Source organism: Burkholderia sp. PR2, assembly GCF_052372875.1.
GTDB classification, from domain to species: domain Bacteria; phylum Pseudomonadota; class Gammaproteobacteria; order Burkholderiales; family Burkholderiaceae; genus Burkholderia; species Burkholderia diffusa.
The window spans coordinates 2740939-2765176 of sequence record NZ_JBQRWH010000004.1 but is presented as its reverse complement, the minus strand read 5'-3'; the positions used below and the strand labels follow the sequence as shown (position 1 = coordinate 2765176).

Below are 24238 nucleotides of genomic sequence, written 5' to 3'. Positions count from 1 at the left end.
ATCCGCCGCAGCGAACAGTCGCGATCCCGCCGGTACAATGACCAGGATCTTCAGACCAAACGCCGCGATGCGCGCCCGGCGCGCGGGACGCGTCGTCTTCATCCTGCCATGCGTGTCAAACAGTTGCTTGCCGTGTTGCTGTCGACGGCGCTCGTGCTGCCGCCGAGCGGCCATGCACAGCGCCTGTCCGCGCTGCCGCTCGAGCCGGCGGCCGGCGCTTCGCCGTCGATTTCCACGGTGCCTTCCGGCATCGCGACCGGCGTATTCGGCACCTACGGCGGCGCGGAAAGCCGGTTCTCCGGCGGCGACGGCGCGTCCGCGCCGGTCGCGAGCCTGCGTGCACCCCTGCGCGCGCTGGAACTGCCCGACCTCGGCGACGGCTCCGGCGGTTCGCTTACGCCGCAGGCCGAGCGCCGTCTCGGCGAGCGCGTGATGCGCGAGGTGCGGCGCGACCCGGACTACCTCGACGACTGGCTCGCGCGCGACTACCTGAACGCGATCGCGAAGCGGCTCGCGGCCGCGGCCGCGGCGCGCTACATCGGCGGCTACACGCCGGACTTCGAGTTGTTCCCCGTGCGCGATCCGCAGATCAACGCATTCTCGATGCCGGGCGGTTTCATCGGGATCAACAGCGGCCTGGTCGTCACGACGCAAACGGAATCCGAACTCGCCTCGGTGGTCGGCCACGAGATGGGCCACGTGCTGCAGCGGCACATCGCGCGGATGATCGGCGCGAACGAGAAGACGGGCTACACCGCGCTCGCGACGATGCTGCTCGGGGTGCTGGCGGGCGTGCTCGCGCGCAGCGGCGATCTCGGCAGCGCGATCGCGATGGGCGGGCAGGCGTTTGCGGTCGACAACCAGCTGCGCTTCTCGCGCTCGGCCGAGCGCGAGGCCGATCGCGTCGGTTTCCAGCTGCTCGCGGGCGCCGGCTACGATCCGTACGGGATGCCGGGCTTCTTCGAGCGGCTCGAGCGCGCGTCGATGGGCGACGCGGGCGTGCCGGCCTATGCGCGCACGCACCCGCTGACGGGTGAACGGATCGCCGACATGGAGGATCGCGCGCGCCGCGCGCCGTACCGGCAGCCGCGCCAGTCGGCCGAATACGGCTTCGTGCGCGCGCGGCTGCGCATTCTGCAGAACCGTGCGCCGAACGACATCGCGGCCGAGGCGCGCCGGATGCAGCTCGAGATCGACGATCGCACGGCGCCGAACGTCGCGGCGAACGAGTACGGGATCGCGCTCGCGAACACGCTGCTCGGCCAGTACGACGCGGCCGACAAGGCGCTCGCGTCGGCCCGCGCCGCCTTCGACGCGCGCGAGCGGCGCGCGGACGATCCGCAGACGAGTTCGCCGAGCCTCGACGTGCTCGCCGCCGACCTCGCCCGCCGCGCGGGCCGGACCGACGACGCGGTGCGGCTCGCGGCGCTCGCGCAGCGGCGCTGGCCGGCGTCGCACGCGGCGATCGTCGCGCACCTGCAGGCGCTGATCGCCGCGCGCCGCTTCGACGAAGCGCAGACGCTCGCACGCACGCAGGCGAAAGCGGACCCGGAGCAGCCGGACTGGTGGGACTACCTCGCGAAGGCGAGCGACGGCAAGGGCGACGTGCTCGCGCGGCGCCGTGCGCTCGCGGAGAAGCTGGCGCTCGACGGCGCGTGGCCGTCTGCGATTCGCCAGCTGAAGGAGGCGCGCGACGCGAAGGACGTGTCGTTCTACGACCAGTCGATCATCGGCGCGCGGCTGCTGGAATTCGAGGCGCGCTACAAGGAAGAGCGCGAGGACGAGAAGAACGGCCGCGGATAACGGCCGCGAGGCGGGCAGGGCGGCGGCGCTTCAGCTTGCGGCGCTGTCGTTGCCGTTGCCGTTGCCGTTGCCACCATCCGACGTGTCGTGCCGCGCACGCTGCGCGGGACTCGCGACGAAGCCGAACGTTGCCGGCACATCGGCACACGCCAGGTTGCCGAGCGCCAGCGTGCGCCCGTCACGCCAGCGCAGCACGGGCGGCGTCGCGTCGAAGTCCGCATGATCGGCGAACAGGCCGAGGTCGTGGTCGTGCAGCGCCGCGATGCGCGGCGGCGTGCCCGCCGAGCGGAACAGCACGCCGCCCGCATCGTCGAGCCATGCGGCGTCGGGCTCGAACGGCGCGCCGGTCTGGTCGGCCAGCGCGAGTTGCCCGTCGCGTTCGGCCAGGCGCACGACCCACGGCGTGTATGCGAGCTCGACGTACACGCGCTGCGGCCCGTTCTGGAAGAACCACTGGCCGTGCGGGTCGCAGTCGTAGTTGCGCCCGATGAACGCGTTCAGTGCCGCATGCCGGACCGGCGAGCCGAGTTCGCCCGCGGCCTGCGCGGCCTCGTCGCGCAGCCGCCACTCGCCGCGCCGGTCGAGCAGCAGCCAGCCGGTGCAGTGCGGCACGTTCGGCCATTTGGCGAGGGCCTGCCTGACGATGTCATCCATGGTCGACGAATTTCGAGCAATAGCCGAACACCCGCGCCGACAGCCAGTCGAGGCGGCCGGGGAACGGCCCGGTCATGAATCCCGCGTGGCCGCCGTCCGCGGGCTGGTCGAGCTCGACGGCCGGCGACACGTCGGCGGCGCTGGGCAGCGCGGATTCGGGCAGGAACGGATCGTTGCGGGCGTTGAGGATCAGCGTCGGCACGTCGATCGCGGGCAGCAGCGGGCGCGTCGTGGCCTGGGTCCAGTAGTCGTCGGCGTCGGCGAAGCCGTGCAGCGGCGCGGTCACGACTTCGTCGAAGTCGCGCATCGTCACGGCACGGAGCATTGCGTCGCGGTCGAACAGCCCCGGATATTGGTCGAGCTTCGCGAGCGCCTTGCGCTTCAGCGTCTTCAGGAAGCTGCGCGTGTAGACCATCGCGAAGCCCTGCGACAGCGCGCGGCCGCCCGCATGCACGTCGATCGGCGTCGAGATCGCGGCGGCCGCGTGCACGATCGACGTGTCGCTGCGGTGCTCGCCGAGCCAGCGCAGCAGCACGTTGCCGCCGAGCGACACGCCGGCCGCGACGACCGGCCCGCGATGCTGCGCGGCGAGCCGGCGCAGGATCCAGTCGACCTCGGCGCTGTCGGCGAGATGGTAGAAGCGCGGCTGCCGGTTGAGCTCGCCGCTGCAACTGCGAAAGTGCGGGACGACCGCGTGCCAGCCCTTCGCGCGCGCGGCGGCCATCATCGCCAGCGCGTAATGCGAGCCGGAACTGCCTTCGAGGCCGTGGAACAGCACGAAAAGCGGTGCGTCGGGCGGCGGTGCGGCACTGTCGAGATGCGCGACCCAGTCGAGATCGATGAAGTCGTGGTCGGGGGTTTCCCATCGCTCTCGTCGGTACGCGACCGCCGGACGCCGTGCGAACAGCGCGGGCACGATGGTTTGGGCATGGCTGTTCGGCAGCCAGCGCGGTGCGCGATAGCGCAATGAATCGTCGTCGGGGGCCGGGGCCCCGGTCAGCGGCGAGGTGGGCGGAGAAGCCGTACTCATGATCGCCCCGCTAATGCGTTGCTTCGTTCTTCGTCAGTGCAGCGGACCCTGCCCGTGACGGATCTTCGCGGCGAATTGTCCGGCCGCTTGTTCGGGAATCGGGCTCGCGTGAATATGCGCGATGCGCCACTCGCCGCGTTCGTGAATCATCACGTACGTGGCGAAAACCATGTCCGGTTCGGCCGTCAGGTCGGCCTGCTGATGCGCTTCGGCGATCGTGTAGACGACGGTGCCGAGACTGTCGTATACGCGAATGTCGAGCGGTTCGATCGTCACGGGACGCGTCGCGAGGCGGTTCGCCAGCCCGCTGCGGATCTGGTCGAGGCCGTGCAGATGCTCACCGTCGGCCCAGACGCAGCTGGCGAAGTCCTCGTCGATCCACAACCCCAGCAGCGCGTCGAGATTGGCATCGGCGACGGCCTGGTAGTAAGCGTTCAGCGTATCGGCAGCGGCTTCGAAAAGGCGGGCAAAACGTGGCATCGGGGTTATCTCTCGCGCGCGTCGCGCGCCGTATTCAGCACGGCGGCCCGGATGGAGCCGCCGTACACCGGTGAATCGGATTGCCCGGCGCGTCGTGCGACGCTGCCGGTCAGGGTCAGCGCTGCCCGACGAGCATGCCGCGCAAATCGCCGAATACCTGTTCGGGACCGAGTTCGCGCAGGCAGTTCAGATGGCCGAGCGGGCACTCGCGTTCGAAGCAGGGACTGCATTCGAGATGCAACCATTGTACCTTCGCCAGCTCCGACAGCGGAGGGGTGTGGCGCGGATCCGTCGAGCCGTACAGCGCGACGAGCGGCCGGCGCAAGGCGGCCGCGACGTGCATCAGCCCCGAATCGTTGGTCACGACCGCGTTCGCGCGCGCGATCAGCGCGCACGCCTCGGACAGCGACGTCTGCCCGCACAGGTTACGCACGTTCGGCGCATGGTCGGCGATCGCCTGCGCGGCGGCGGCGTCCTTCTGCGAGCCGAGCGCGACGATCTGCGTGTACGGGAACGACTGGTGGACGATCGTCGCGAGCGTCGCGAAGTGCTCGGGCGGCCAGCGCTTGGCCGGGCCGTATTCCGCGCCGGGGCAGAACACGACGAGCGGCTTGCGTGTATCGAGATTGAAACGTGCGGACACGCGCGCCGTCTCGTTCAGGTCGGCGTCGAGGCGCGGGGCGGGCAGCGTCTTCATCGACTCGGGCAGCTTCGCGCCCGGCGCATATGCGAGCGCCGCGTAGTGGGTCGTCATCGGCGGACGCTCGGCCGACTTGTCGGGGTTCCCGTGCCGCACGTTCAGCAGGCCGTAGCGATGCTCGCCCGTGTAGCCGATCCGCAGCGGGATGTTCGCGAGCCACGGGATCACCGCGGACTTCAGCGAATTCGGCAGCACGTACGCCGCGTCGTAGCCGACGTCACGCAGGTCGGTCGCGAGCTGCCAGCGGCGCAGCAGCTGCAGCTTGCCGTGCGCGAGGTCGGTCGCGTAGACATCGTGGATCTCGGGCATCCGCTCGAGCACGGGCGCGACCCAGGTGGGCGCGACGGCATCGATCGCGATGCGGGGATGGAGCTTTTTCAGCAGCGCAAAAAGCGGCTGCGCCATCAATGCGTCACCGATCCAATTCGGTGCGATAACCAGCGCTCGACGCATCAGGTCGACTTCCGATGTCGTAATGAAGCACGGCGCGCATGCGCCGCGTTCGGGTTGTCAGAACAGCAAAAGGGCGGCGCGCCGGGTTCCGGCTGCGCCGCCTCGCGTGCGGCGGGCCCGCGGGCCCGGCCGGCCGGGGCTCAGTGGCCCTTGACCACCTCGCCGTCGCGCAGCTTGTAGCGCGTGCCGCAGTACGGGCAGCGTGCCTCGCCGTGCGACACGTCGATGAAGACGCGCGGGTGCGCACTCCAGCGCGCCATGGCCGGGTTCGGGCAGTAGGCGGGGAGATCCTTGGCCGTCAGCTCGACCAGCGGCATTTCCTTGATTTCACTCATGAGACTTTCTCTTATCACTCTTTTGTGGGGCGGTCGGTGGCGCGGCGCGCTCAGACTTTCGTCAGCCAGTGCGCGTACTTCGCGTTCTTGCCCGACACGATATCGAAAAATGCCGACTGGAGCTTTTCCGTGACCGGGCCGCGGGCGCCGCTGCCGATCGTGCGGTTGTCGAGCTCGCGGATCGGCGTGACTTCGGCGGCCGTGCCCGTGAAGAACGCTTCGTCGGCCGTGTAGACCTCGTCGCGCGTGATGCGCTTCTCGATCACCTCGATGCCGGCGTCCTTCGCGAGCGTGATGATCGTGTCGCGCGTGATGCCGTCGAGGCACGACGACAGGTCGGGCGTGTACAGCTTGCCGTTGTTCACCAGGAAGAAATTCTCGCCGGAGCCTTCCGACACGTAGCCGTCGACGTCGAGCAGCAGCGCTTCGTCGTAGCCGTCGGCGGTCGCTTCCTGGTTCGCGAGGATCGAGTTCACGTACCAGCCCGACGCCTTCGCGCGCACCATGGACACGTTCACGTGGTGGCGCGTGAACGACGACGTCTTCACGCGGATACCCTTCGCGAGGCCGTCCTCGCCGAGATATGCGCCCCACGGCCATGCGGCGATCGCGACGTGGATCGTGTTGCCCTTCGCCGACACGCCAAGTTTTTCCGAGCCGACCCAGATGATCGGGCGCAGGTAGCACGACTCGAGCTTGTTCTCGCGCACGACTTCGAGCTGCGCGGCTTCGAGCGTTTCGCGGTCGAACGGCACGTCCATCTGGAAGATCTTCGCCGAATTCAGCAGACGTTTGGTGTGCTCGCGCAGACGGAAGATCGCGGTGCTGCCGTCGGCCGTCTTGTACGCACGCACGCCCTCGAAGACGCCCATGCCGTAGTGCAGCGTATGGGTCAGGACGTGGATCTTGGCATCGCGCCAGTCGATCAGCTTGCCGTCCATCCAGATCTTGCCGTCGCGGTCGGCCATTGACATAGGATTCTCCTGGGAAGCGGTTGTACAGCGGGTTGTGTGCAGCATTGAGCCGGAAAGACGCTTATTTTAGCGTCATTTGAAGGCGATCCGGTCGGTCGGCACAGGGCCGGCGCTATAATCGCCCGGTACCGATTCCAATAACGACGGGTCGTACCGGCAGGAGGCGCCGGCGGCCCGACGAACCGCCCGCCGCGGCCCGTTTCCCATGCTCGCTCGATTCTCCGCCACCGACCGCTTCGCGCTGATCCAGGGCGCGCGCGACTATTCCCCGACACTGATGGCGATCCTGTCCTGGGGGCTCGTCACCGGGGTCGCGATGAGCAAGTCGGTGATGACGCTCGGGCAGGCGAGCGCGATGTCGATCTTCGTCTATGCGGGCTCGTCGCAGCTCGCGGTGCTGCCGCTTCTCGTCGCGAAGCTGCCGATCTGGACGATCCTGCTCACGGCCACGATGGTCAACATGCGCTTCGTGATCTTCAGCGCCGGGCTTGCGCCCCATTTTTCCTACCTGCCGCTGTGGCGGCGCCTCGCGATCGGCTATTTCAACGGCGACGTGATCTACCTGCTGTTCCAGAAACAGGGCTTCGCATACGGCCACGTGCCGGGCAAGGAGGCCTATTTCTGGGGGATGGCGCTCGCCAGCTGGGCGTCGTGGCAGGTGTCGTCGCTCGCCGGCATCCTGCTCGCGAGCTTCTTTCCCGCGAGCTGGGGGCTGGAGCTGGCCGGCACGCTCGCGCTGCTCCCGATCATGGTGTCGGCGGTCGCGAACCGCTCGACGCTCGCGGCCGTCGCGGTGGCGGGCATCGTGTCGTTGATCGCGTTCGACCTGCCGTACCGGCTCGCGCTGCCGATCGCGGTGCTGGCCGCGCTCGCGGCCGGGTGCACGGCCGATTTCTTCGTCGAACGCGCCGACTGGCGCCGCATCCGCACCGAAACCGTGCACGAAAAGGAAATCGAATGAGCGCGACGGAAATCTGGATCGTGATCGTCGGGATGACGATCGTCACGGCCGTCACGCGCGCGCTGTTCCTGATCGGCGGCGAACGCACCGTGCTGCCCGAGCGCGCGCAGCGCGCGCTGCGCTACGCGCCGGCCGCCGCGCTCGTCGCGGTCGTGCTGCCCGACGTGCTCGAAACGCCCGCCGGGCTTTCGTTCGCGCTGTCCAACCATCCGTTCTACGCCGCGCTCGCGGGTCTCGGCTGGTTTTTGTGGCGGCGCAGCATGCTCGGCACGATCATCGTCGGGATGCTCGTTTTCACCGTGCTGCGGCTGATCTTCTGACGAATCGCCGTGCCCGCCCACCGGGTGCTGGCCGCTGGCGAGCACCTATTGTTGCGTTGCGGAAACGTGTTGGCGGCCGTGCGCGATCCCAAATAGGCGGAATTCGCCGCCGCACGGGTCAGTCTGCCGGGTGGATCGGCTAGAATGCCCGTTCGAGATTTTTTACCCGTGCGCGTCATGCGAACCGCCAGCCACGGCCGCATCCGGCGCCCTTTCGCGGCAGCCCGCGCACGTCCAGCGTGAACCCCCTTTCCCCATCCACTACTTCAATCTGTTCAACATGAGCCAAGTCAAGCGTCTTACCGACCTGATCGCCGCCGGCCAGCTCGCCGGCAAGCGGGTGTTCATCCGCGCCGACCTGAACGTCCCGCAGGACGATCACGGCAACATCACCGAAGACACGCGCGTGCGCGCATCCGTGCCGGCCATCCAGGCCGCGCTCGACGCCGGCGCGGCCGTGATGGTCACGTCGCACCTCGGTCGTCCGACCGAAGGCGAATTCAAGCCGGAAGATTCGCTCGCGCCGGTCGCGAAGCGCCTCGCCGAGTTGCTCGGCCGCGACGTGCCGCTCGTCTCGAACTGGGTCGAGAACGGCGTGAACGTCGCGCCGGGCCAGGTCGTGCTGCTCGAGAACTGCCGCGTGAACAAGGGCGAGAAGAAGAATTCGGACGAGCTCGCGCAAAAGATGGCGAAGCTCTGCGACGTCTACGTGAACGACGCGTTCGGCACCGCGCACCGCGCGGAAGCGACCACCCACGGGATTGCGAAGTACGCGCCGGTCGCGTGCGCGGGCCCGCTGCTGGCCGCCGAACTCGACGCACTGGGCAAGGCGCTCGGCAACCCGGCTCGCCCGCTGGTGGCGATCGTCGCCGGTTCGAAGGTGTCGACCAAGCTGACGATTCTCAAGTCGCTGGCCGGCAAGGTCGACCAGCTGATCGTCGGTGGCGGCATCGCGAACACGTTCATGCTCGCGGCCGGCCTGTCGATCGGCAAGTCGCTCGCGGAAGCCGATCTCGTCGCCGAGGCGAAGGCGATCATCGACGAAGCGCGCGAGCGCGGCGCGTCGGTGCCGATCCCGACCGACGTCGTGACGGCCAAGGAATTCTCGCCGACGGCCGCGGCCACGGTGAAGCAGGTCGCCGACATCGAGGCGGACGACATGATCCTCGACATCGGCCCGGATACGGCCAAGGCGCTCGCGAGCCAGCTCGAGAAGGCCGGCACGATCGTGTGGAACGGCCCGGTCGGCGTGTTCGAGTTCGACCAGTTCGGCAACGGCACCAAGACGCTCGCGGAAGCGATCGCGAAATCGTCCGCGTTCTCGATCGCGGGCGGCGGCGACACGCTCGCGGCCATCGCGAAGTACGGCATCCATGACCAGGTCAGCTACATCTCGACGGGCGGCGGTGCCTTCCTCGAGTTCCTCGAGGGGAAGAAGCTGCCGGCGGTGGAAGTGCTGGAAACGCGGGCGGCCTGAGCGTGGCGGCGCGCGCAGGGGTGACGAGGGCCGCGCGCTCCGCGAAAGCGGAGCAGCCGGCCGGCGCGGGCAAGCGCAAACGCGCGCCCGCGCGGGCGAACTCGACCCCGCGCGCACCGGCGGCCGCCGGCGACGCGGTCGTGCAGCACCACGAAATTCAGAACAAAGCGATGCCGGGCGCAAGCACCGGCACGCCCCCCGGAACGGCCGCCGCTGGGCCCGCCGATTCCGGCTCTCGCAGCGTTTCACCCAGTGCATCCACCTTGATCCAGATGAGGAGTTTCATGCAGCGCGCCACCAAGATAGTCGCCACGATCGGCCCGGCTTCCAGTTCGCCGGAGATTCTGCTGCAGATGATGCAGGCGGGCCTCGACGTCGTGCGGCTCAACTTTTCGCACGGCACGGCCGACGATCACCGCCAGCGCGCCGAGATGGTGCGCGAGGCCGCCCGCAAGGTCGGCCGCGAGATCGCGATCATGGCCGACCTCCAGGGCCCGAAGATCCGCGTCGGCAAGTTCGAGAACGGCAAGACGACCCTCGTGCCGGGCCAGGCCTTCATCCTCGACGCGGGCTGTGAACTCGGCAACGACGAGCGCGTCGGCCTCGACTACAAGGAACTGCCGCGCGACCTGAAGCCGGGCGACCTGCTGCTGCTGAACGACGGCCTGATCGTGCTGACCGTCGAGCGCGTGCTCGGCGAAGAGATCCACACGATCGTCAAGGTGGGCGGCGAGCTGTCGAACAACAAGGGGATCAACCGCCAGGGCGGCGGCCTGTCGGCGCCCGCGCTGACCGCGAAGGACATGGAGGACATCCGCACGGCGATGTCGCTCGGCGCGGATCTGGTCGCGGTGTCGTTCCCGAAGAACGCCACCGACATGGAAATGGCGCGCCAGCTCGCGAACATCGCGGGCGCGCCGTACGGCATCAAGCCGAAGATGATCGCTAAGATCGAGCGCGCCGAGGCGATTCCGGCGCTGCAGAGCATTCTCGACGCGTCCGACGGCATCATGGTCGCGCGCGGCGACCTCGCGGTGGAAGTCGGCAACGCGGCCGTGCCGGCGCTGCAGAAGCGGATGATCCGGATGGCGCGCGAGTCGAACAAGCTCGTGATCACCGCGACGCAAATGATGGAGTCGATGATCCACGCGCCGGTGCCGACCCGCGCGGAAGTGTCGGACGTCGCGAACGCGGTGCTCGACGGCACCGACGCGGTGATGCTGTCGGCCGAGACGGCCGCCGGCAAGTACCCGGTCGTCACGATCGAGACGATGGCTGCCGTGTGTGTCGAGGCGGAAAAGTCGGAACACGTCGAGCTGGACAAGGATTTCCTCGACCGCACGTTCACGCGGATCGACCAGTCGATCGCGATGGGCGCGCTGTTCACCGCATATCACCTGGGCGCGAAGGCGATCATCGCGCTGACCGAATCGGGCGCGACCGCGCTGTGGATGTCGCGCCACTACACGCACGTGCCGATCTTCGCGCTGACGCCGCGCGTCGGCAGCGAGCGCACGATGGCGCTGTACCGCAACGTGACGCCGCTGCACGTCGACTTCAACAGCGATCGCGATTCGGCGCTGCAGGCGGCGCTGGAGCTCGTCGTCAAGCAGGGCTACGTGCAGCACGGCGACATGGTCGTGCTGACCGTCGGCGAGCCGATGGGGCAGGCGGGCGGCACCAACACGCTGAAGATCGTGCGGGTCGGCGAGCATTATTGAGCGCCGGCATGCATCGGGCCGGTCGGTTCGGTCCGTTGGCCGGTTCACCGGCCGCCCGAGCCGATCGGGCACCATTTTTTTGACGAAAGCCGCGCGGGGTCCGATGCCCCGCGCGGCTTTTTTTCTGTTTTTTGCCCGGATTGTGCCGTGCGAAGGTAACAAATTGCGAGTACGCGCCACCGGCCGGTCGGAATCGGAGGCGCTTCGCGATAAAATGCGGCTATTCGACGCTCAGCCGCGCCGTGCCGCCCCGGTTTCGACGGGGAGCGAGCGCCGCGCCGGCGTCAGGGCGCACCGGTTTTCATTCCAAGGAGTTCCACAATGCCTCTCGTATCAATGCGTCAATTGCTGGACCACGCGGCAGAGCACGGTTACGGCCTGCCGGCCTTCAACGTGAACAACCTGGAGCAGGTCCAGGCGATCATGGCGGCGGCGGATCAGGTCGGCGCGCCCGTGATCATGCAGGCATCGGCCGGCGCGCGTAAGTACGCTGGCGAGCCGTTCCTGCGCCACCTGATCGAAGCGGCGGTCGAGTCGTACCCGCACATCCCGGTCGTGATGCACCAGGACCACGGCCAGTCGCCGGCCGTGTGCATGGGCGCGATCCGCAGCGGCTTCACCAGCGTGATGATGGACGGTTCGCTCGAAGCCGACGGCAAGACGGTCGCCTCGTACGAATACAACGTCGACGTGTCGCGCAAGGTCGTCGAGATGGCGCACTCGATCGGCGTGACGGTCGAAGCCGAACTCGGCGTGCTCGGCTCGCTCGAGACGATGAAGGGCGACAAGGAAGACGGCCATGGCGCGGAAGGCACGATGACCCGCGAGCAACTGCTGACCGATCCGGAGCAGGCCGCCGACTTCGTGAAGCTCACGCAGTGCGACGCGCTCGCGATTGCGATCGGCACGTCGCACGGCGCGTACAAGTTCTCGAAGAAGCCGACGGGCGACATCCTGTCGATCCAGCGCATCAAGGAAATTCACGCACGCATCCCGAACACGCACCTGGTGATGCACGGTTCGTCGTCGGTGCCGCAGGAACTGCTGGCCGAGATTCGCGAATTCGGCGGCGACATGAAGGAAACCTACGGCGTGCCGGTCGAGGAAATCCAGGAAGGCATCAAGCACGGCGTGCGCAAGATCAACATCGACACCGACCTGCGTCTCGCGATCACCGGCGCGATCCGCCGCTACCTGTTCGAGAACCCGGGCAAGTTCGATCCGCGCGACTACCTGAAGCCCGCGCGTGAAGCGGCGAAGCAGGTGTGTGTCGACCGCTACCTCGCGTTCGGCTGCGAAGGCCAGGCCGCGAAGATCAAGCCGGTGTCGCTCGACAAGATCGCCGAGCAGTACAAGTCCGGCGCGCTCGCGCAGGTCGTGCGCTGAGATGTAGTACGATTGCCGCGCCGAAAGGCTGAGGCAAGGCTGTCCGGCCGGATTTGATCCGGCCCCGCAGCCGCTCCGTCCGGCCGAACGAGGGCCGGCCGGCAACCGCCCGGGCGCTGTCGCCCGCCGGTTCGCCGACGCATTGCAAGACCGCCGTTCCCGCCTGCCGCGGGGAACGGCGTTTCCCTTTTTGTTTGGCTCCTTATCTGCGAAAAGACGATGTCTACCCTTTACGAATCCACGCTCCGCTCGCTGCCGCTCCTCGGTCGCGGCAAGGTCCGCGACAACTACGCGGTCGGCAACGACAAGCTCCTGATCGTCACGACGGATCGCCTGTCGGCATTCGACGTGATCATGGGGGAGCCGATTCCGAACAAGGGTCGCGTGTTGAACCAGATGGCGAACTTCTGGTTCGACAAGCTCGCGCACATCGTGCCGAACCACCTGACGGGTGACGCGCCGGAAGCGGTCGTCTCGGCGGACGAGGTCGAGCAGGTCAAGGGGCGCGGCGTGGTCGTCAAGCGTCTCGAGCCGATCATGATCGAGGCGGTCGTGCGCGGCTACCTGGCGGGCAGCGGCTGGAAGGAATACCAGGCGTCGGGCGCCGTGTGCGGCGTGAAGCTGCCGGAAGGCCTGCAGAACGCGCAGAAGCTGCCCGAGCCGATCTTCACGCCGGCCGCGAAGGCCGAGATGGGCGAGCACGACGAGAACATCACGTTCGAGGAAACCGAGCGCCGCATCGGCACCGAGCTGGCCGCGACGATCCGCGACATCTCGATCCGCCTGTACAAGGAAGCGGCCGATTACGCGGCGACGCGCGGCATCATCATCGCCGACACGAAGTTCGAATTCGGCCTCGACAATCACGGCAAGCTGTACCTGATGGACGAGGTGCTGACGGCCGATTCGTCGCGCTTCTGGCCGGCCGACCAGTACCAGGTCGGCACCAACCCGCCGTCGTTCGACAAGCAGTTCGTGCGCGACTGGCTCGAGGCGCAGCCGTGGGGCAAGACCGCGCCGGCACCGGCACTGCCGGCCGACGTCGTCGAGAAGACGGCCGCGAAGTACCAGGAAGCGCTCGAGCGCATCACCGGCCAGCCGCTCGCCTGAAGGAAGGAACGCACGAAATGAGTGAAGTCCAGACTGCCCACACGCACAGCGCGCCGCTCGTCGGCGTGCTGATGGGTTCGAGTTCCGACTGGGACGTGATGAAGAACGCGGTCGCGATCCTGCAGGAATTCGGCGTACCGTACGAAGCGAAGGTCGTGTCCGCGCACCGGATGCCCGACGAGATGTTCGACTATGCGGAGAAGGCGCGCGAGCGCGGACTGCGCGCGATCATCGCGGGCGCCGGCGGTGCCGCGCACCTGCCCGGCATGCTGGCCGCGAAAACCACGGTGCCGGTGCTCGGCGTACCGGTCGCGAGCAAGTACCTGAAGGGCGTCGATTCGCTGCACTCGATCGTGCAGATGCCGAAGGGCGTGCCGGTCGCGACGTTCGCGATCGGCGAGGCCGGCGCTGCGAATGCCGCTCTGTTCGCGGTGTCGATCCTGTCCGGCACGTCGGTCGACTACGCGAACCGGCTCGCCGCGTTCCGCGTGCGACAGAACGAAGCCGCGCACGCGATGGTGCTGCCGCCGCTCGCATGACGGCGCGCCGGCGGCCGCACTGCCGTTCCAGCGGCCGCCTGATCCTCATCACTGCGGCGGGCGGCGCCCGCCGCGACCGAACACTGACATGAACGCAACTCCTGATTCCGTTTCCCCGATCCTGCCCGGCGCGTGGCTGGGCATGGTCGGCGGTGGCCAGCTCGGCCGCATGTTCTGCTTTGCCGCCCAGTCGATGGGCTATCGCGTCGCCGTGCTCGATCCCGATCCGACGAGCCCCGCCGGCGCGGTCGCCGACCGTCACCTGCGCGCGGCCTACGACGACGAAGCGGCGCTCGCCGAACTGGCCGCGCTGTGCGCGGCCGTGTCGACGGAATTCGAGAACGTGCCGGCCGCGAGCCTCGATTTCCTCGCGCGCACGACGTTCGTTGCGCCGGCCGGCCGCTGCGTCGCGGTCGCGCAGGACCGGATCGCGGAGAAGCGTTTCATCGAGGCGTCGGGCGTGCCGGTCGCACCGCACGTCGTGATCGAATCGGCGGCGGCGCTCGCCGCGCTCGACGACGCCGCGCTCGACGCGGTGCTGCCGGGCATCCTGAAGACGGCGCGTCTCGGATACGACGGCAAGGGCCAGGTGCGCGTGAGCACCGCGCGGGAAGCGCGCGACGCGCATGCGTCGCTCGGCGGCGTGCCGTGCGTGCTCGAAAAGCGCCTGCCGCTGAAATACGAAGTGTCCGCGCTGATCGCGCGCGGCGCGGACGGCCGCTCGGCCGCATTCCCGCTCGCGCAGAACGTGCATTACAACGGCATCCTCGCGCTGACCGTCGTGCCGGCCCCGGCCGCCGATGCCGCACGCGTCGAGGAGGCGCAGCAGGCAGCCGTCCGGATCGCCGATACGCTCGGCTACGTCGGCGTGCTCTGCGTCGAATTCTTCGTGCTGGAAGACGGCTCGTTCGTCGCGAACGAAATGGCGCCACGCCCGCACAACTCCGGCCACTACACGGTCGATGCGTGCGCAACGAGCCAGTTCGAGCAGCAGGTGCGCGCGATGACGCGCATGCCGCTCGGCAACCCGCGCCAGCATTCGCCGGCCGCGATGCTGAACATCCTCGGCGACGTGTGGTTCCCGAACGGTGCCGCAGCCGAGGCCGTCACGCCGCCGTGGGACACGGTCGCCGCCATGCCGGCCGCGCACCTGCACCTGTACGGCAAGGAAGAAGCGCGCGTCGGGCGCAAGATGGGCCACGTGAACTTCACGGCCGAGACGCGCGACGATGCCGTCGCTGCCGCCACCGCGTGCGCGCAGCTGCTGCGCGTGCCGCTCGACTGAGGCGCCAGCCGATGTCCATCGATCTCCCGACCTCCGTGACGCCCGCGCAGATCGACGCGGCTGCCGCGCTGCTCGACGCGGGGCAACTCGTCGCATTCCCGACCGAAACCGTGTACGGGCTCGGCGGCGACGCGGCGAATCCCGAGGCCGTCGCGCGCATCTACGCGGCGAAGGGGCGCCCGGCGAACCATCCGGTGATCGTGCACCTGCCGCCCGGCGGCGATCCCGGTTACTGGGCCGAAGACCTGCCGGCCGATGCGCAGGCGCTGATCGATGCATTCTGGCCGGGCCCGCTGACGCTGATCCTGAAGCGCCATGCGCGCATTCCAGACGCCGTGAGCGGCGGCCAGGATTCGGTCGGCCTGCGCTGTCCGTCGCATCCGGTCGCGCAGGCGCTGCTGGCCGCGTTCAGCGCGCGGCGCGGCGGCCACGGCGGCGTCGCCGCACCGTCCGCGAACCGCTTCGGCCACGTGAGCCCGACCACCGCTCAACACGTGCGCGACGAATTCGGCGACACCGTGCACGTGCTCGATGGCGGCCCGTCGGAAGTCGGCATCGAATCGACGATCCTCGACCTGTCGCGCGGCTTCCCGGCGCTGCTGCGCCCGGGCCACGTGACGCCGCAGCAGATTGCCGACGTGCTCGGCCGCGCGCCGCGCCTGCCCGACGGCAGCGACGCGACCGCGCCGCGCGCGTCGGGCACGCTGAAGGCCCATTACGCGCCGCGCACGCCGCTCGCGCTGCTGCCGTTCGATGCACTCGAGCCGCTGCTCGCGGCCGCGCAGACCGACGGTGAACGTGTCGCGCTCGTCGCACGCGCGTCGCGCGCGGGACGCTGGGCGCACGCCGGCGGCGTGCATTTCGTCGCGGCGCCGGAAGATCCGCAGGCGTATGCGCGCGACCTGTACGGCATGCTGCGCGCGCTCGACCGCGCGCAGGTCGCACGTATCCTCGTCGAGAAACTGCCCGAGACGGTCGAATGGATCGCGGTCAACGATCGCCTCGGTCGTGCGGCCGCCGCGTTCGAAGCGCGCGACTGACGCAGCCGTTCGTATCCGCTCGTGAAATGAAAAACGCCCGACCGGCGAACCGGTCGGGCGTTCTCGTTTGTGCGCGTGGCGCTCGGCTTACTTGCCGACGCCCGAGGCCGCGATCTGCTGCTCGACGTACTGCGCGAACAGCGCGTGCAAGCGCGTCGTCGGGTGGACCAAGTCGGCGAACATGTAGGTCTGGTCCGCGTTGGCGGTCGTGTAGGTCTGCGGCGAGCAGAACAGCGACGAGCCGAAGGCGGTTGCATCCGCGACGCCGTACTGGGTCGCCGCCGCGACCATCGCCTTCAGGTTGCATGCGGTGTCGGTGTTCGACACGCTGAAGCCGTTCGCCTGGTAGTTGGCCGCGATGCCGTCCTGCCACTTGAACGCGTCGACCACGGCGTACTTCGTCGTGTCGACCTTCAGCGCGGCGAGCGTGCCGACCAGCGTCTGGTTGAACAGCCCCGACAGTTGCGTGAATGCGGCCTGCGTCTGCGCGCCGCCCTGCAGCGCGAGCGGCGTGCCGCCGATGTCCGGCACCGTCGCGACGAACACGTGCGATGCGCCCGCCGCGACGATCTGCTGGACGATGCCACCGAGCTGCTGCGCGGCGAGGCCGATCGCCTGCGCGGCCGCGAGCTGCGCGGCCGGCGTGTTGCCCTGCGCCTGCGCGACCTGTGCCTGATAGAAGATGTCGTTGGCGCCGCCGTTGACCAGCACGATCTGGCCCGCGTTGAAGCTGCCGCGCTGCGTCAGGTACTGCTTGACCTGGTCGGCGATCGGCGTCGTCGTGGCCTGTGCGTAGTCGGCGTTCGGCACGCTCGAGTCCGCGTGGCCGAGACCCGGTTGCAGCGTCACGCGCGAGCCGCCCTGTGCGTAGCCGAGGCCGCCCGTGGCCTGCAGCGGAATGCCGAAGCCGCCCTGGTTCGCGGGCTGCAGCGTGTCGCCGTAATACTGCGCGACGTCCTGCGTCCACACCTGGCCGGGGTTGGTCGTGAAGCGGCCGCCGCCGAAGCCAAGCTTGATCTGCGAGTAGGTGCCGGCGTCCGACAGGCTGTCGCCGAACGACACGACCTGCATCTTCACGCCGGACGGCGGCGTGTTCGACGCGCTGCTGTTGTTGTTGTCACCGCCGCCGCACGCGGCGAGCAGGGCGAGCGCGGCGCCCGCGATCGCGACCTGCACGGTGCGCAGCAGGCGTTGACGGTTGCGCGACGGGAATTGTTGTTGTGACTGCATCGTTCGATCTCCTCGTAGATATGGCCCGATGTGTTTCTCATCTGCCGCGCGCCTGCTCGGATCAGGGCTGCGCGGCGGCCGTTGGCTGAAACGGTTATTGGTCGCGCACGGCCGCAAGCGGCACGGTGCGCGGATCGTGGTTTGCGGCCTCGGCAATCTGCGCATGATAAGCGCTCGCCCATTCGGGCGGGCCGAAAATCGCGCGCAGCTTGTTGCGCCATCCGTGGATGCGCAACGCGTCGGCCGCCATCGACACCCACTCGTGAAACGTCGCGACGAGCGGGTTGTTCGAGCCGAGCGGCTCGACGATCCCGTATTGCGGCGGATCGTCGGACGACTCCTCGACGTAGCTGCCGAACAGGCGGTCCCAGATCACGAGCACACCTGCGTAATTGCGGTCGATGTAGCGGGGGTTGCGCGCATGGTGCGCGCGATGGATCGACGGCGTGTTGAGCACGTATTCGAGCCAGCCGAGCTTGCCGATCGCCTGCGTGTGCACGAAGAACTGGAACGCGAGGTTGATCAGCACGATGCCGACGATCTGCTGCGGCGGAAAGCCGACGAACGCGAGCGGCAGCCAGAACGCCCACATGCCTGCGACGGGATACATCAGGCTCTGCCGGAACGCGGTCGAGAAATTCATCCGCTCGGACGAGTGATGCACGACGTGCGCGGCCCACAGCCAGCGTACGCGATGGCTCGCGCGATGGAACACGTAGTAGAGGAAGTCCTGGCCGACGAACAGCACGGCAAACGACAGCCAGCCGTCGTGCCACGTGAACAGCCGGAAATGTGCGTAGCAGTACGCATAAACGGGGATCACGAACAGCCACGCGAGCTTGTCGGCGCCCTGGTGCATCAGTGCGAGCGCCGCGTTGCACAGCGTGTCGCGCCACGCATAGACATGGTCCTGCGCACGCGTGCGGGCGAGGTGCCAGGCTTCCCACGCGATGCAGAGCAGGAAGACGGGCGCCAGCGCGAGCAGAAGCAATTCGACGTCGAATCGCATGGACGTGTCTCCTCCTTTCCCCTGCAAGCCGTGAGGCCGGGCGTACGGCCCGTTGTAGATATCGGTCAGGCCAACAGCCTACGCAATCGCCACGCGCTAGGCGAGGGGGCAGCGTAGAGGGTTCCCTCTGAGGACAGGGTTTCTACGGAAGTCATGCGGAACGGGGCCTCGCGGTGCCGCCCCGTTTTGCGGGCACATCTGGCGGGCCGTGCGCGGCGCGCCGGCGGCCGAGGGCGTTTCAAACTGCACAGGGCGAAATCCCCGAGGACGGGGCGCCCGATGCACGGTGTCTCCCCGCGATCTACGCAAGCCGACAGCGGGGCCTGCGTGCGCCGCGCCGCGGCGAGTGCGTCGTCAGTGCGCGCCTGCGTAGATCCATTCGAGCAGCGTGTCGTGCGCGGCGCGCGCGGCTTCCGCGTGATCGTCGTTGATGAAACTGACGACGATGTAGCTCTGGCCGTCGGCGCCCGCGACGTAGCCCGCGATCGCGCGCACGTCGCGCAGCGTGCCGGTCTTGATGTGCGCGTTGCCGAGCACGCCGGCGTTGGTCAGGCGGTTCTTCATCGTGCCGTCGATGCCGGCGATCGGCAGCGAATCGATGAACGCCTGTGCGACGGGGCTCGCGTTCGCGGCCTGCAGCAGCGCAGCGAGCGACTGCGCGCTGACGTGCTCCTCGCGCGAGAGGCCCGAGCCGTTCTCGAGCTCGAGGTCGGGCATCGCGATTCCGCTCTTCTGCAGGAACGCGTGAATCGCGTGGCTTGACTGCTCGGGGCTCGCGGGCGGCTTGCCGGCGACCGCGCCGATCGTCAGGAACAGGTTGCGCGCCATCACGTTGTTGCTGAACTTGTTGATGTCGTAGACGATGCTGCCGAGCACGGGGCTGTGATGGACGGCGAGCGGGCGCGCGGTGGTCGGCACCTTGCCTTCGCTGACGGGGCCCGCGATCGTGCCGCCGTCCTGCTGCCACAGCGCGAGGAAGCCGCGCGCGAAGAACGTCGTGTGATCGAGGATCGCGAGGTTGGTCGTGTGCGCGCCGCAGCGCAGCGGATAGTCGCCGGCGAACGACGCGGTCATGATCCCGCCGCCTGCCGACAGCGTCGGACGCGCGGCGGCCGCCGCCGCACCGCACGACCCGTTGCCTTCGACCAGCTGGTTGTCGATCGACAGGTTCGCGAGCGGTGGCAGCACGTCGACGGCGACCTTGCCGTCGTCGCCCGGCGTGACCGTGAACGACACGGCCTTGAACGCGTACAGCAGCGGATCGGGGCCGACGTTGTACGGTGCGCTGGCGTCGTCGTCGAACGACGGCAGGTCGCGCGTCGACGCGGCGAAATAGCTCTTGTCGAGCACGAGGCCGCCGGCCACGCGCTTGATGCCGGCCTTGCGGATCTTGTCGACGAGGTCGATCAGTTCCTCCGGTACGAGCTTCGGATCGCCGGTGCCCTTGATGTACAGGTTGCCCTGCAGCGTACCGTCCGGATCGACCGGGCCGTCCGCGTACGCGGTGGTGCGCCAGCGGTAGTCGGGGCCGAGGATCGACAGGCCCGAGAAGGTCGTGACGAGCTTCATAGTCGACGCCGGCATCATCGGCCGGTTCGCATTCCATGCGATCAGCGGCTCGGGATCGCCGACGCGCTCGACCACAACGCTCATCGCCGAGGCCGGCACCTTCGCGCGCTGCAGCGCGACGAGCACGGACGCCGGCAGGCCGGCCGCCCGCGCGGCGGGCGACACGACGGCGGTCTTGCGCGCCTCCTTGTGGGACTTCTTGCGGGCCTGCGCGGGCGGTGCGAACGCAAGGGCCGTGCAGGTGGCGACGACGGCGGCCGCGCGCAGGAAGGGGCGGGCGCGGGGGGCGAACCGGGCGGAAAGTTCGGAAATCGGCATGGGCGAATACGGGAAAAGCACGGGATTCGGGCAGAGCGCGCGCGGCGCTGGAGCGCACATTGTAGAGACAAGTGCGGACACGCTCCCGGCGATCCGCCTTTCTGTTGCATTGCACGGGGCGCACGCGATTCGCGGCGCTACAATGGTCGCCATGTTTCACTCGCCCGATGGGTTCCAGCTCCGATGCGGATTCTGCTTGTTGAAGACGATCGAATGATTGCCGAGGGCGTACGCAAGGCGTTGCGCGCCGACGGCTTCGCAGTCGACTGGGTGCAGGACGGCGACGCCGCGCTCACGGCGCTCGGCGGCGAGACGTACGACCTGCTGCTGCTCGACCTCGGCCTGCCGAAGCGCGACGGCATCGACGTGCTGCGCACGCTGCGCGCGCGCGGGCTGTCGCTGCCGGTGCTGATCGTCACCGCGCGCGATGCGGTGGCCGATCGCGTGAAGGGGCTCGACGCGGGCGCCGACGACTACCTCGTCAAGCCGTTCGACCTCGACGAACTGGGCGCGCGGATGCGCGCGCTGATCCGCCGCCAGGCAGGGCGCAGCGAGTCGCTGATCCGTCACGGCGCGCTGACGCTCGATCCCGCGGCGCACCAGGTGACGCTCGACGGCGCGCCCGTCGCGCTGTCCGCGCGCGAGTTCGCGCTGCTCGAGGCGCTGCTCGCGCGGCCCGGTGCGGTGCTGTCGAAGAGTCAGCTCGAGGAAAAGATGTACGGCTGGGGCGAGGAGATCGGCAGCAACACGGTCGAGGTCTACATCCACGCGCTGCGCAAGAAGCTCGGCTCGGACCTGATCCGCAACGTGCGCGGGCTCGGCTACATGGTCGTCAAGGAAAGCTGACGCGTGAGGTCGATTCGTCATCAATTGCTGATCTGGCTGCTCGCGATCGTCGTCGCGGGTGTGGGCGCCGCGGGCTGGCTCATCTACCGGCAGGCGCTCGCCGAGGCGAACGAATTGTTCGACTACCAGCTGCAGGAAATCGCCGCGGCGCTGCCGTCCGAGCCGTTCTCGCAGGTGTTCGGTTCGCGCACCAACGGCGACGAAGGCATCGTGATCCAGATCTGGAACCGCAACGGCGTGCTGATGTACTTCTCGCATCCACGTGCGCCGATCGCGCCGCGCGCGGAGCTCGGCTTCTCGACCGAGCGCACCGATCGCGGCGAATGGCGCGTGTACGGCGCGATCGTCGGCGACAACGTCGTGCAGCTCGCGCAGCCGCTGTCGGTGCGCAACCGGCTCGCGGCGAACGTGGCGCTGCGCACGCTGTGGCCGCTGATCGTGCTGCTGCCGTTCCTCGGCGCGGCGGTCTGGGTGATCGTCGGGCGCGGGCTCGCGCCGCTCGGCCGCGTGACGCGCGCGGTCGAGACGCGCCGGCCCGAAGCGCTCGATCCGCTACCCGATGCGCGCCTGCCGCTCGAGGTGCAGCCGCTCGTGCGTGCGCTGAACGGGCTGCTTGCGCGGCTGTCGGCGGCGCTCGATACGCAGAAGGCCTTCGTCGCCGATGCCGCGCACGAACTGCGCACGCCACTCGCGGCCGTGCAGATCCAGGCGCAGCTCGTCGCGCGCGCGAAGGACGATACGTCGCGCCGCGAGGCGGTCGCCGATCTGCAGGACGGCGTCACGCGCGCGACGCGCCTCGCCGAGCAGTTGCTCGCGCTGGCACGTGCCGAACCGGACGGCGCCACGATGCGCGAGCCGGTCGACCTGCAGGCGCTGCTCGTCGAATGCGTGGCCGCGCATGCACCGCTCGCGCAACGGCACAGCATCGATCTCGGCTTCGAGGAGAGCTGCGCGGCGACCGTCGTCGCGGATGTCGGCGCGCTGCGCGTGATGTTCGGCAACCTGCTCGACAACGCGGTGAAGTACACGCCGGACGGCGGCCGCATCGACGTGTCGCTGACCCGCGACGCGGCCGGCCGCGTATGCGTGCAGATCGGCGACAGCGGCCCCGGCATCCCGGCGGACGAGCGCGAGCGCGTGTTCGACCGCTTCTACCGGGACAGCTCCGCGCGGGCGCGCGCCGACGTGTCGGGCAGCGGGCTCGGGCTGGCGATCGTCAAGCGCGTCGCGGCGCAGCAGGGCGCGACGGTGACGCTCGGCGACGCGGCCGCGGGCGGCCTGCTCGTGAGCGTCGTGTTCCGAGACGCCGAGATGCCGGCGCAGGCGCCGCAGGCGTCCGAATCCGTATGACGAACCGCGCGGGTGGCGGCCTAAGCCCCGTTTAAGGTCGATTAAGCCTCCTTTAAGTCAGGGTCGTTACGCTGCGTCCTAACAACGAGGAGGTCCTACGATGAACACCCGATTCCTTGCGCGCGGCGCCGTCGCGGTCGCCGTGGCGACTGCCCTGTCTGCCGGCTATGTCGCAGGCACCCGCCGCGCCGATCCGCAGATCATCACGCCCGCGCAGGCCGCCGCGCTCATGCCGGCCGAGGCCGCGGCGAAGACCGGCATTCCCGATTTCTCCGGGCTGGTCGAAACTTACGGCCCGGCCGTCGTGAACATCAGCGCGAAGCACGTCGTGAAGCAGGTGTCGCGGCGTGTGCCACAGCCGCAGCTGCCGATCGATCCGAGCGATCCGTTCTACCAGTTCTTCAAGCACTTCTACGGCCAGGTGCCGGGCATGGGCGGCGACACGCAGCCGGACGACCAGCCGAGCGCGAGCCTCGGTTCGGGATTCATCGTCAGCGCGGACGGGTACATCCTCACCAACGCGCACGTGATCGACGGCGCGAACGTCGTCACGGTCAAGCTGACCGACAAGCGCGAGTACAAGGCGAAGGTCGTCGGCGCCGACAAGCAATCCGACGTCGCGGTGCTGAAGATCGACGCGAGCGGCCTGCCGACCGTGAAGATCGGCGACCCGGCGCAGAGCAAGGTCGGCCAGTGGGTCGTCGCGATCGGTTCGCCGTACGGCTTCGACAACACGGTCACGTCCGGCATCATCAGCGCGAAATCGCGCTCGCTGCCCGACGAGAACTACACGCCGTTCATCCAGACCGACGTGCCGGTGAACCCCGGCAACTCGGGCGGCCCGCTGTTCAACCTGCAGGGCGAGGTGATCGGCATCAACTCGATGATCTACTCGCAGACGGGCGGCTTCCAGGGCCTGTCGTTCGCGATTCCGATCAACGAGGCGATCAAGGTCAAGGACGAGCTCGTGAAGACGGGGCGCGTGAGCCGCGGCCGCCTCGGGGTCGCCGTGCAGGGGCTGAACCAGACGCTCGCGAGCTCGTTCGGATTGCAGAAGCCGGACGGCGCGCTCGTCAGTTCGGTCGACCCGAACGGCCCGGCCGCGAAGGCGGGCTTGCAGCCGGGCGACGTGATCCTCGCGGTCAACGGCTCGCCGGTCGCCGACTCCACGTCGCTGCCCGCGCAGATCGCGAACCTGAAGCCGGGCTCGAAGGCCGATCTGCAGGTGTGGCGCGACAAGTCGAGGAAGTCGATCAGCGTGACGCTCGGCGCGATGACCGACGCGAAGCTGGCCTCGAACGACGGCGGCCCCGTCGAGCAGGGGCGCCTCGGCGTCGCGGTGCGTCCGCTCACGCCGCAGGAGCGCAGCGCAACCAACTTGTCGCACGGGCTGATCGTGCAGCAGGCCGGCGGCCCGGCAGCCAGCGCGGGCATCCAGCCCGGCGACGTGATCCTCGCGGTGAACGGCCGCCCGGTCACGAGCCCCGAGCAGTTGCGCGACGCGGTCAAGGGAGCGGGCAACAGTCTTGCTCTCCTGATCCAGCGCGATAATGCACAGATCTTCGTGCCGGTCGACCTGAGCTGACCGGCGGCCGCTGCGGGCCGGCCTCGCCGGCCTTGGCGGGCGCCGCCGGCGTTCGACCCGTGG

The 24238-nt window shown here is 68.8% G+C and carries 23 protein-coding genes; 13 read left to right on the top strand and 10 right to left on the bottom strand.

Going from position 1 to position 24238, the window contains the following annotated elements; genetic code table 11:
• Positions 1 to 108 precede the first annotated feature (108 nt).
• On the top strand, positions 109 to 1803 hold the full coding sequence (locus ACT2FV_RS30020; protein WP_138847217.1) for a M48 family metalloprotease: 1695 nt from the start codon (positions 109 to 111) through the stop codon (positions 1801 to 1803).
• A gap of 30 nt (positions 1804 to 1833) precedes the next feature.
• On the opposite strand, the gene ACT2FV_RS30015 is transcribed toward ACT2FV_RS30020, so the two are convergent.
• The 6 genes from ACT2FV_RS30015 to ACT2FV_RS29990 form a co-directional block, all read right to left on the bottom strand.
• Entirely contained in the window at positions 1834 to 2457 is a 624-nt protein-coding gene (locus ACT2FV_RS30015) for a DUF2946 family protein (protein ID WP_151052095.1), read from the bottom strand.
• Positions 2450 to 3487 carry a hydrolase gene (locus ACT2FV_RS30010; protein ID WP_059607929.1) on the bottom strand — a complete coding sequence of 346 codons (1038 nt, stop codon included), beginning with the start codon at positions 3485 to 3487 and terminating at the stop codon, positions 2450 to 2452. The genes ACT2FV_RS30015 and ACT2FV_RS30010 overlap by 8 nt, the downstream gene beginning before the upstream one ends.
• A gap of 33 nt (positions 3488 to 3520) precedes the next feature.
• Complete coding sequence (locus ACT2FV_RS30005) at positions 3521 to 3967, bottom strand: nuclear transport factor 2 family protein (RefSeq protein ID WP_006749968.1); 447 nt, start codon at positions 3965 to 3967, stop codon at positions 3521 to 3523.
• A 115-nt stretch (positions 3968 to 4082) separates the two neighbouring features.
• A complete protein-coding gene (gene waaF / locus ACT2FV_RS30000; RefSeq protein WP_151052092.1) occupies positions 4083 to 5120 on the bottom strand; it encodes a lipopolysaccharide heptosyltransferase II in 1038 nt (345 codons plus the stop codon).
• 140 nt (positions 5121 to 5260) lie between these two features.
• Positions 5261 to 5455 (bottom strand): zinc-finger domain-containing protein, encoded by a 195-nt coding sequence (locus ACT2FV_RS29995; RefSeq protein ID WP_006749970.1) that lies wholly within the window; start codon positions 5453 to 5455, stop codon positions 5261 to 5263.
• A gap of 50 nt (positions 5456 to 5505) precedes the next feature.
• Complete coding sequence (locus ACT2FV_RS29990) at positions 5506 to 6429, bottom strand: branched-chain amino acid transaminase (protein WP_059447778.1); 924 nt, start codon at positions 6427 to 6429, stop codon at positions 5506 to 5508.
• A gap of 205 nt (positions 6430 to 6634) precedes the next feature.
• On the opposite strand from ACT2FV_RS29990, the gene ACT2FV_RS29985 reads away from it, so the two are divergent.
• The 3 genes from ACT2FV_RS29985 to ACT2FV_RS29975 all read left to right on the top strand — a co-directional run bounded on the left by ACT2FV_RS29985 (position 6635) and on the right by ACT2FV_RS29975 (position 9187).
• Positions 6635 to 7390, top strand: coding sequence for an AzlC family ABC transporter permease (locus ACT2FV_RS29985; RefSeq protein ID WP_059690615.1), 756 nt, complete (start codon positions 6635 to 6637; stop codon positions 7388 to 7390).
• Entirely contained in the window at positions 7387 to 7710 is a 324-nt protein-coding gene (locus tag ACT2FV_RS29980) for an AzlD domain-containing protein (RefSeq protein WP_014896165.1), read from the top strand. The genes ACT2FV_RS29985 and ACT2FV_RS29980 overlap by 4 nt, the downstream gene beginning before the upstream one ends.
• A gap of 280 nt (positions 7711 to 7990) precedes the next feature.
• The gene (locus tag ACT2FV_RS29975) at positions 7991 to 9187 is read left to right on the top strand and encodes a phosphoglycerate kinase (protein WP_006481732.1); all 1197 of its coding nucleotides are present in this window, start codon (positions 7991 to 7993) and stop codon (positions 9185 to 9187) included.
• Between the two features lie 157 nt (positions 9188 to 9344).
• On the opposite strand, the gene ACT2FV_RS29970 is transcribed toward ACT2FV_RS29975, so the two are convergent.
• The gene (locus ACT2FV_RS29970) at positions 9345 to 9473 is read right to left on the bottom strand and encodes a hypothetical protein (RefSeq protein WP_256097633.1); all 129 of its coding nucleotides are present in this window, start codon (positions 9471 to 9473) and stop codon (positions 9345 to 9347) included.
• On the opposite strand from ACT2FV_RS29970, the gene pyk reads away from it, so the two are divergent.
• The 6 genes from pyk to ACT2FV_RS29940 all read left to right on the top strand — a co-directional run bounded on the left by pyk (position 9472) and on the right by ACT2FV_RS29940 (position 16268).
• Positions 9472 to 10908: a pyruvate kinase gene (gene pyk / locus ACT2FV_RS29965; protein ID WP_059607932.1), complete on the top strand. Its 1437-nt coding sequence runs from the start codon at positions 9472 to 9474 to the stop codon at positions 10906 to 10908. The genes ACT2FV_RS29970 and pyk overlap by 2 nt on opposite strands.
• A gap of 321 nt (positions 10909 to 11229) precedes the next feature.
• Positions 11230 to 12294, top strand: coding sequence for a class II fructose-bisphosphate aldolase (fba, locus tag ACT2FV_RS29960; RefSeq protein WP_014896168.1), 1065 nt, complete (start codon positions 11230 to 11232; stop codon positions 12292 to 12294).
• Between the two features lie 219 nt (positions 12295 to 12513).
• Positions 12514 to 13404 (top strand): phosphoribosylaminoimidazolesuccinocarboxamide synthase, encoded by an 891-nt coding sequence (locus ACT2FV_RS29955; RefSeq protein ID WP_059607933.1) that lies wholly within the window; start codon positions 12514 to 12516, stop codon positions 13402 to 13404.
• 17 nt (positions 13405 to 13421) lie between these two features.
• Complete coding sequence (purE, locus tag ACT2FV_RS29950) at positions 13422 to 13943, top strand: 5-(carboxyamino)imidazole ribonucleotide mutase (protein ID WP_012364611.1); 522 nt, start codon at positions 13422 to 13424, stop codon at positions 13941 to 13943.
• Between the two features lie 88 nt (positions 13944 to 14031).
• Positions 14032 to 15228 carry a 5-(carboxyamino)imidazole ribonucleotide synthase gene (locus ACT2FV_RS29945; RefSeq protein ID WP_444505286.1) on the top strand — a complete coding sequence of 399 codons (1197 nt, stop codon included), beginning with the start codon at positions 14032 to 14034 and terminating at the stop codon, positions 15226 to 15228.
• An 11-nt stretch (positions 15229 to 15239) separates the two neighbouring features.
• Complete coding sequence (locus tag ACT2FV_RS29940) at positions 15240 to 16268, top strand: L-threonylcarbamoyladenylate synthase (RefSeq protein ID WP_444505285.1); 1029 nt, start codon at positions 15240 to 15242, stop codon at positions 16266 to 16268.
• An 87-nt stretch (positions 16269 to 16355) separates the two neighbouring features.
• Here the strand turns inward: ACT2FV_RS29940 and ACT2FV_RS29935 are convergent, their stop codons facing one another.
• The 3 genes from ACT2FV_RS29935 to dacB form a co-directional block, all read right to left on the bottom strand.
• On the bottom strand, positions 16356 to 17498 hold the full coding sequence (locus ACT2FV_RS29935; RefSeq protein WP_151051245.1) for an SGNH/GDSL hydrolase family protein: 1143 nt from the start codon (positions 17496 to 17498) through the stop codon (positions 16356 to 16358).
• Between the two features lie 94 nt (positions 17499 to 17592).
• Positions 17593 to 18507, bottom strand: a complete 915-nt coding sequence (locus tag ACT2FV_RS29930) for a sterol desaturase family protein (RefSeq protein ID WP_444505284.1) — start codon at positions 18505 to 18507, stop codon at positions 17593 to 17595.
• Positions 18508 to 18861: 354 nt separating this feature from the next.
• Positions 18862 to 20394: a D-alanyl-D-alanine carboxypeptidase/D-alanyl-D-alanine endopeptidase gene (gene dacB / locus ACT2FV_RS29925; protein ID WP_444505283.1), complete on the bottom strand. Its 1533-nt coding sequence runs from the start codon at positions 20392 to 20394 to the stop codon at positions 18862 to 18864.
• A gap of 183 nt (positions 20395 to 20577) precedes the next feature.
• On the opposite strand from dacB, the gene ACT2FV_RS29920 reads away from it, so the two are divergent.
• The 3 genes from ACT2FV_RS29920 (at position 20578) to ACT2FV_RS29910 (ending at position 24175) form a co-directional block, all read left to right on the top strand.
• The gene (locus ACT2FV_RS29920) at positions 20578 to 21240 is read left to right on the top strand and encodes a response regulator (RefSeq protein WP_059506787.1); all 663 of its coding nucleotides are present in this window, start codon (positions 20578 to 20580) and stop codon (positions 21238 to 21240) included.
• Between the two features lie 3 nt (positions 21241 to 21243).
• Positions 21244 to 22590, top strand: a complete 1347-nt coding sequence (locus tag ACT2FV_RS29915) for an ATP-binding protein (RefSeq protein WP_059607939.1) — start codon at positions 21244 to 21246, stop codon at positions 22588 to 22590.
• Positions 22591 to 22690: 100 nt separating this feature from the next.
• Complete coding sequence (locus ACT2FV_RS29910) at positions 22691 to 24175, top strand: DegQ family serine endoprotease (RefSeq protein ID WP_059607940.1); 1485 nt, start codon at positions 22691 to 22693, stop codon at positions 24173 to 24175.
• Positions 24176 to 24238 lie beyond the last annotated feature (63 nt).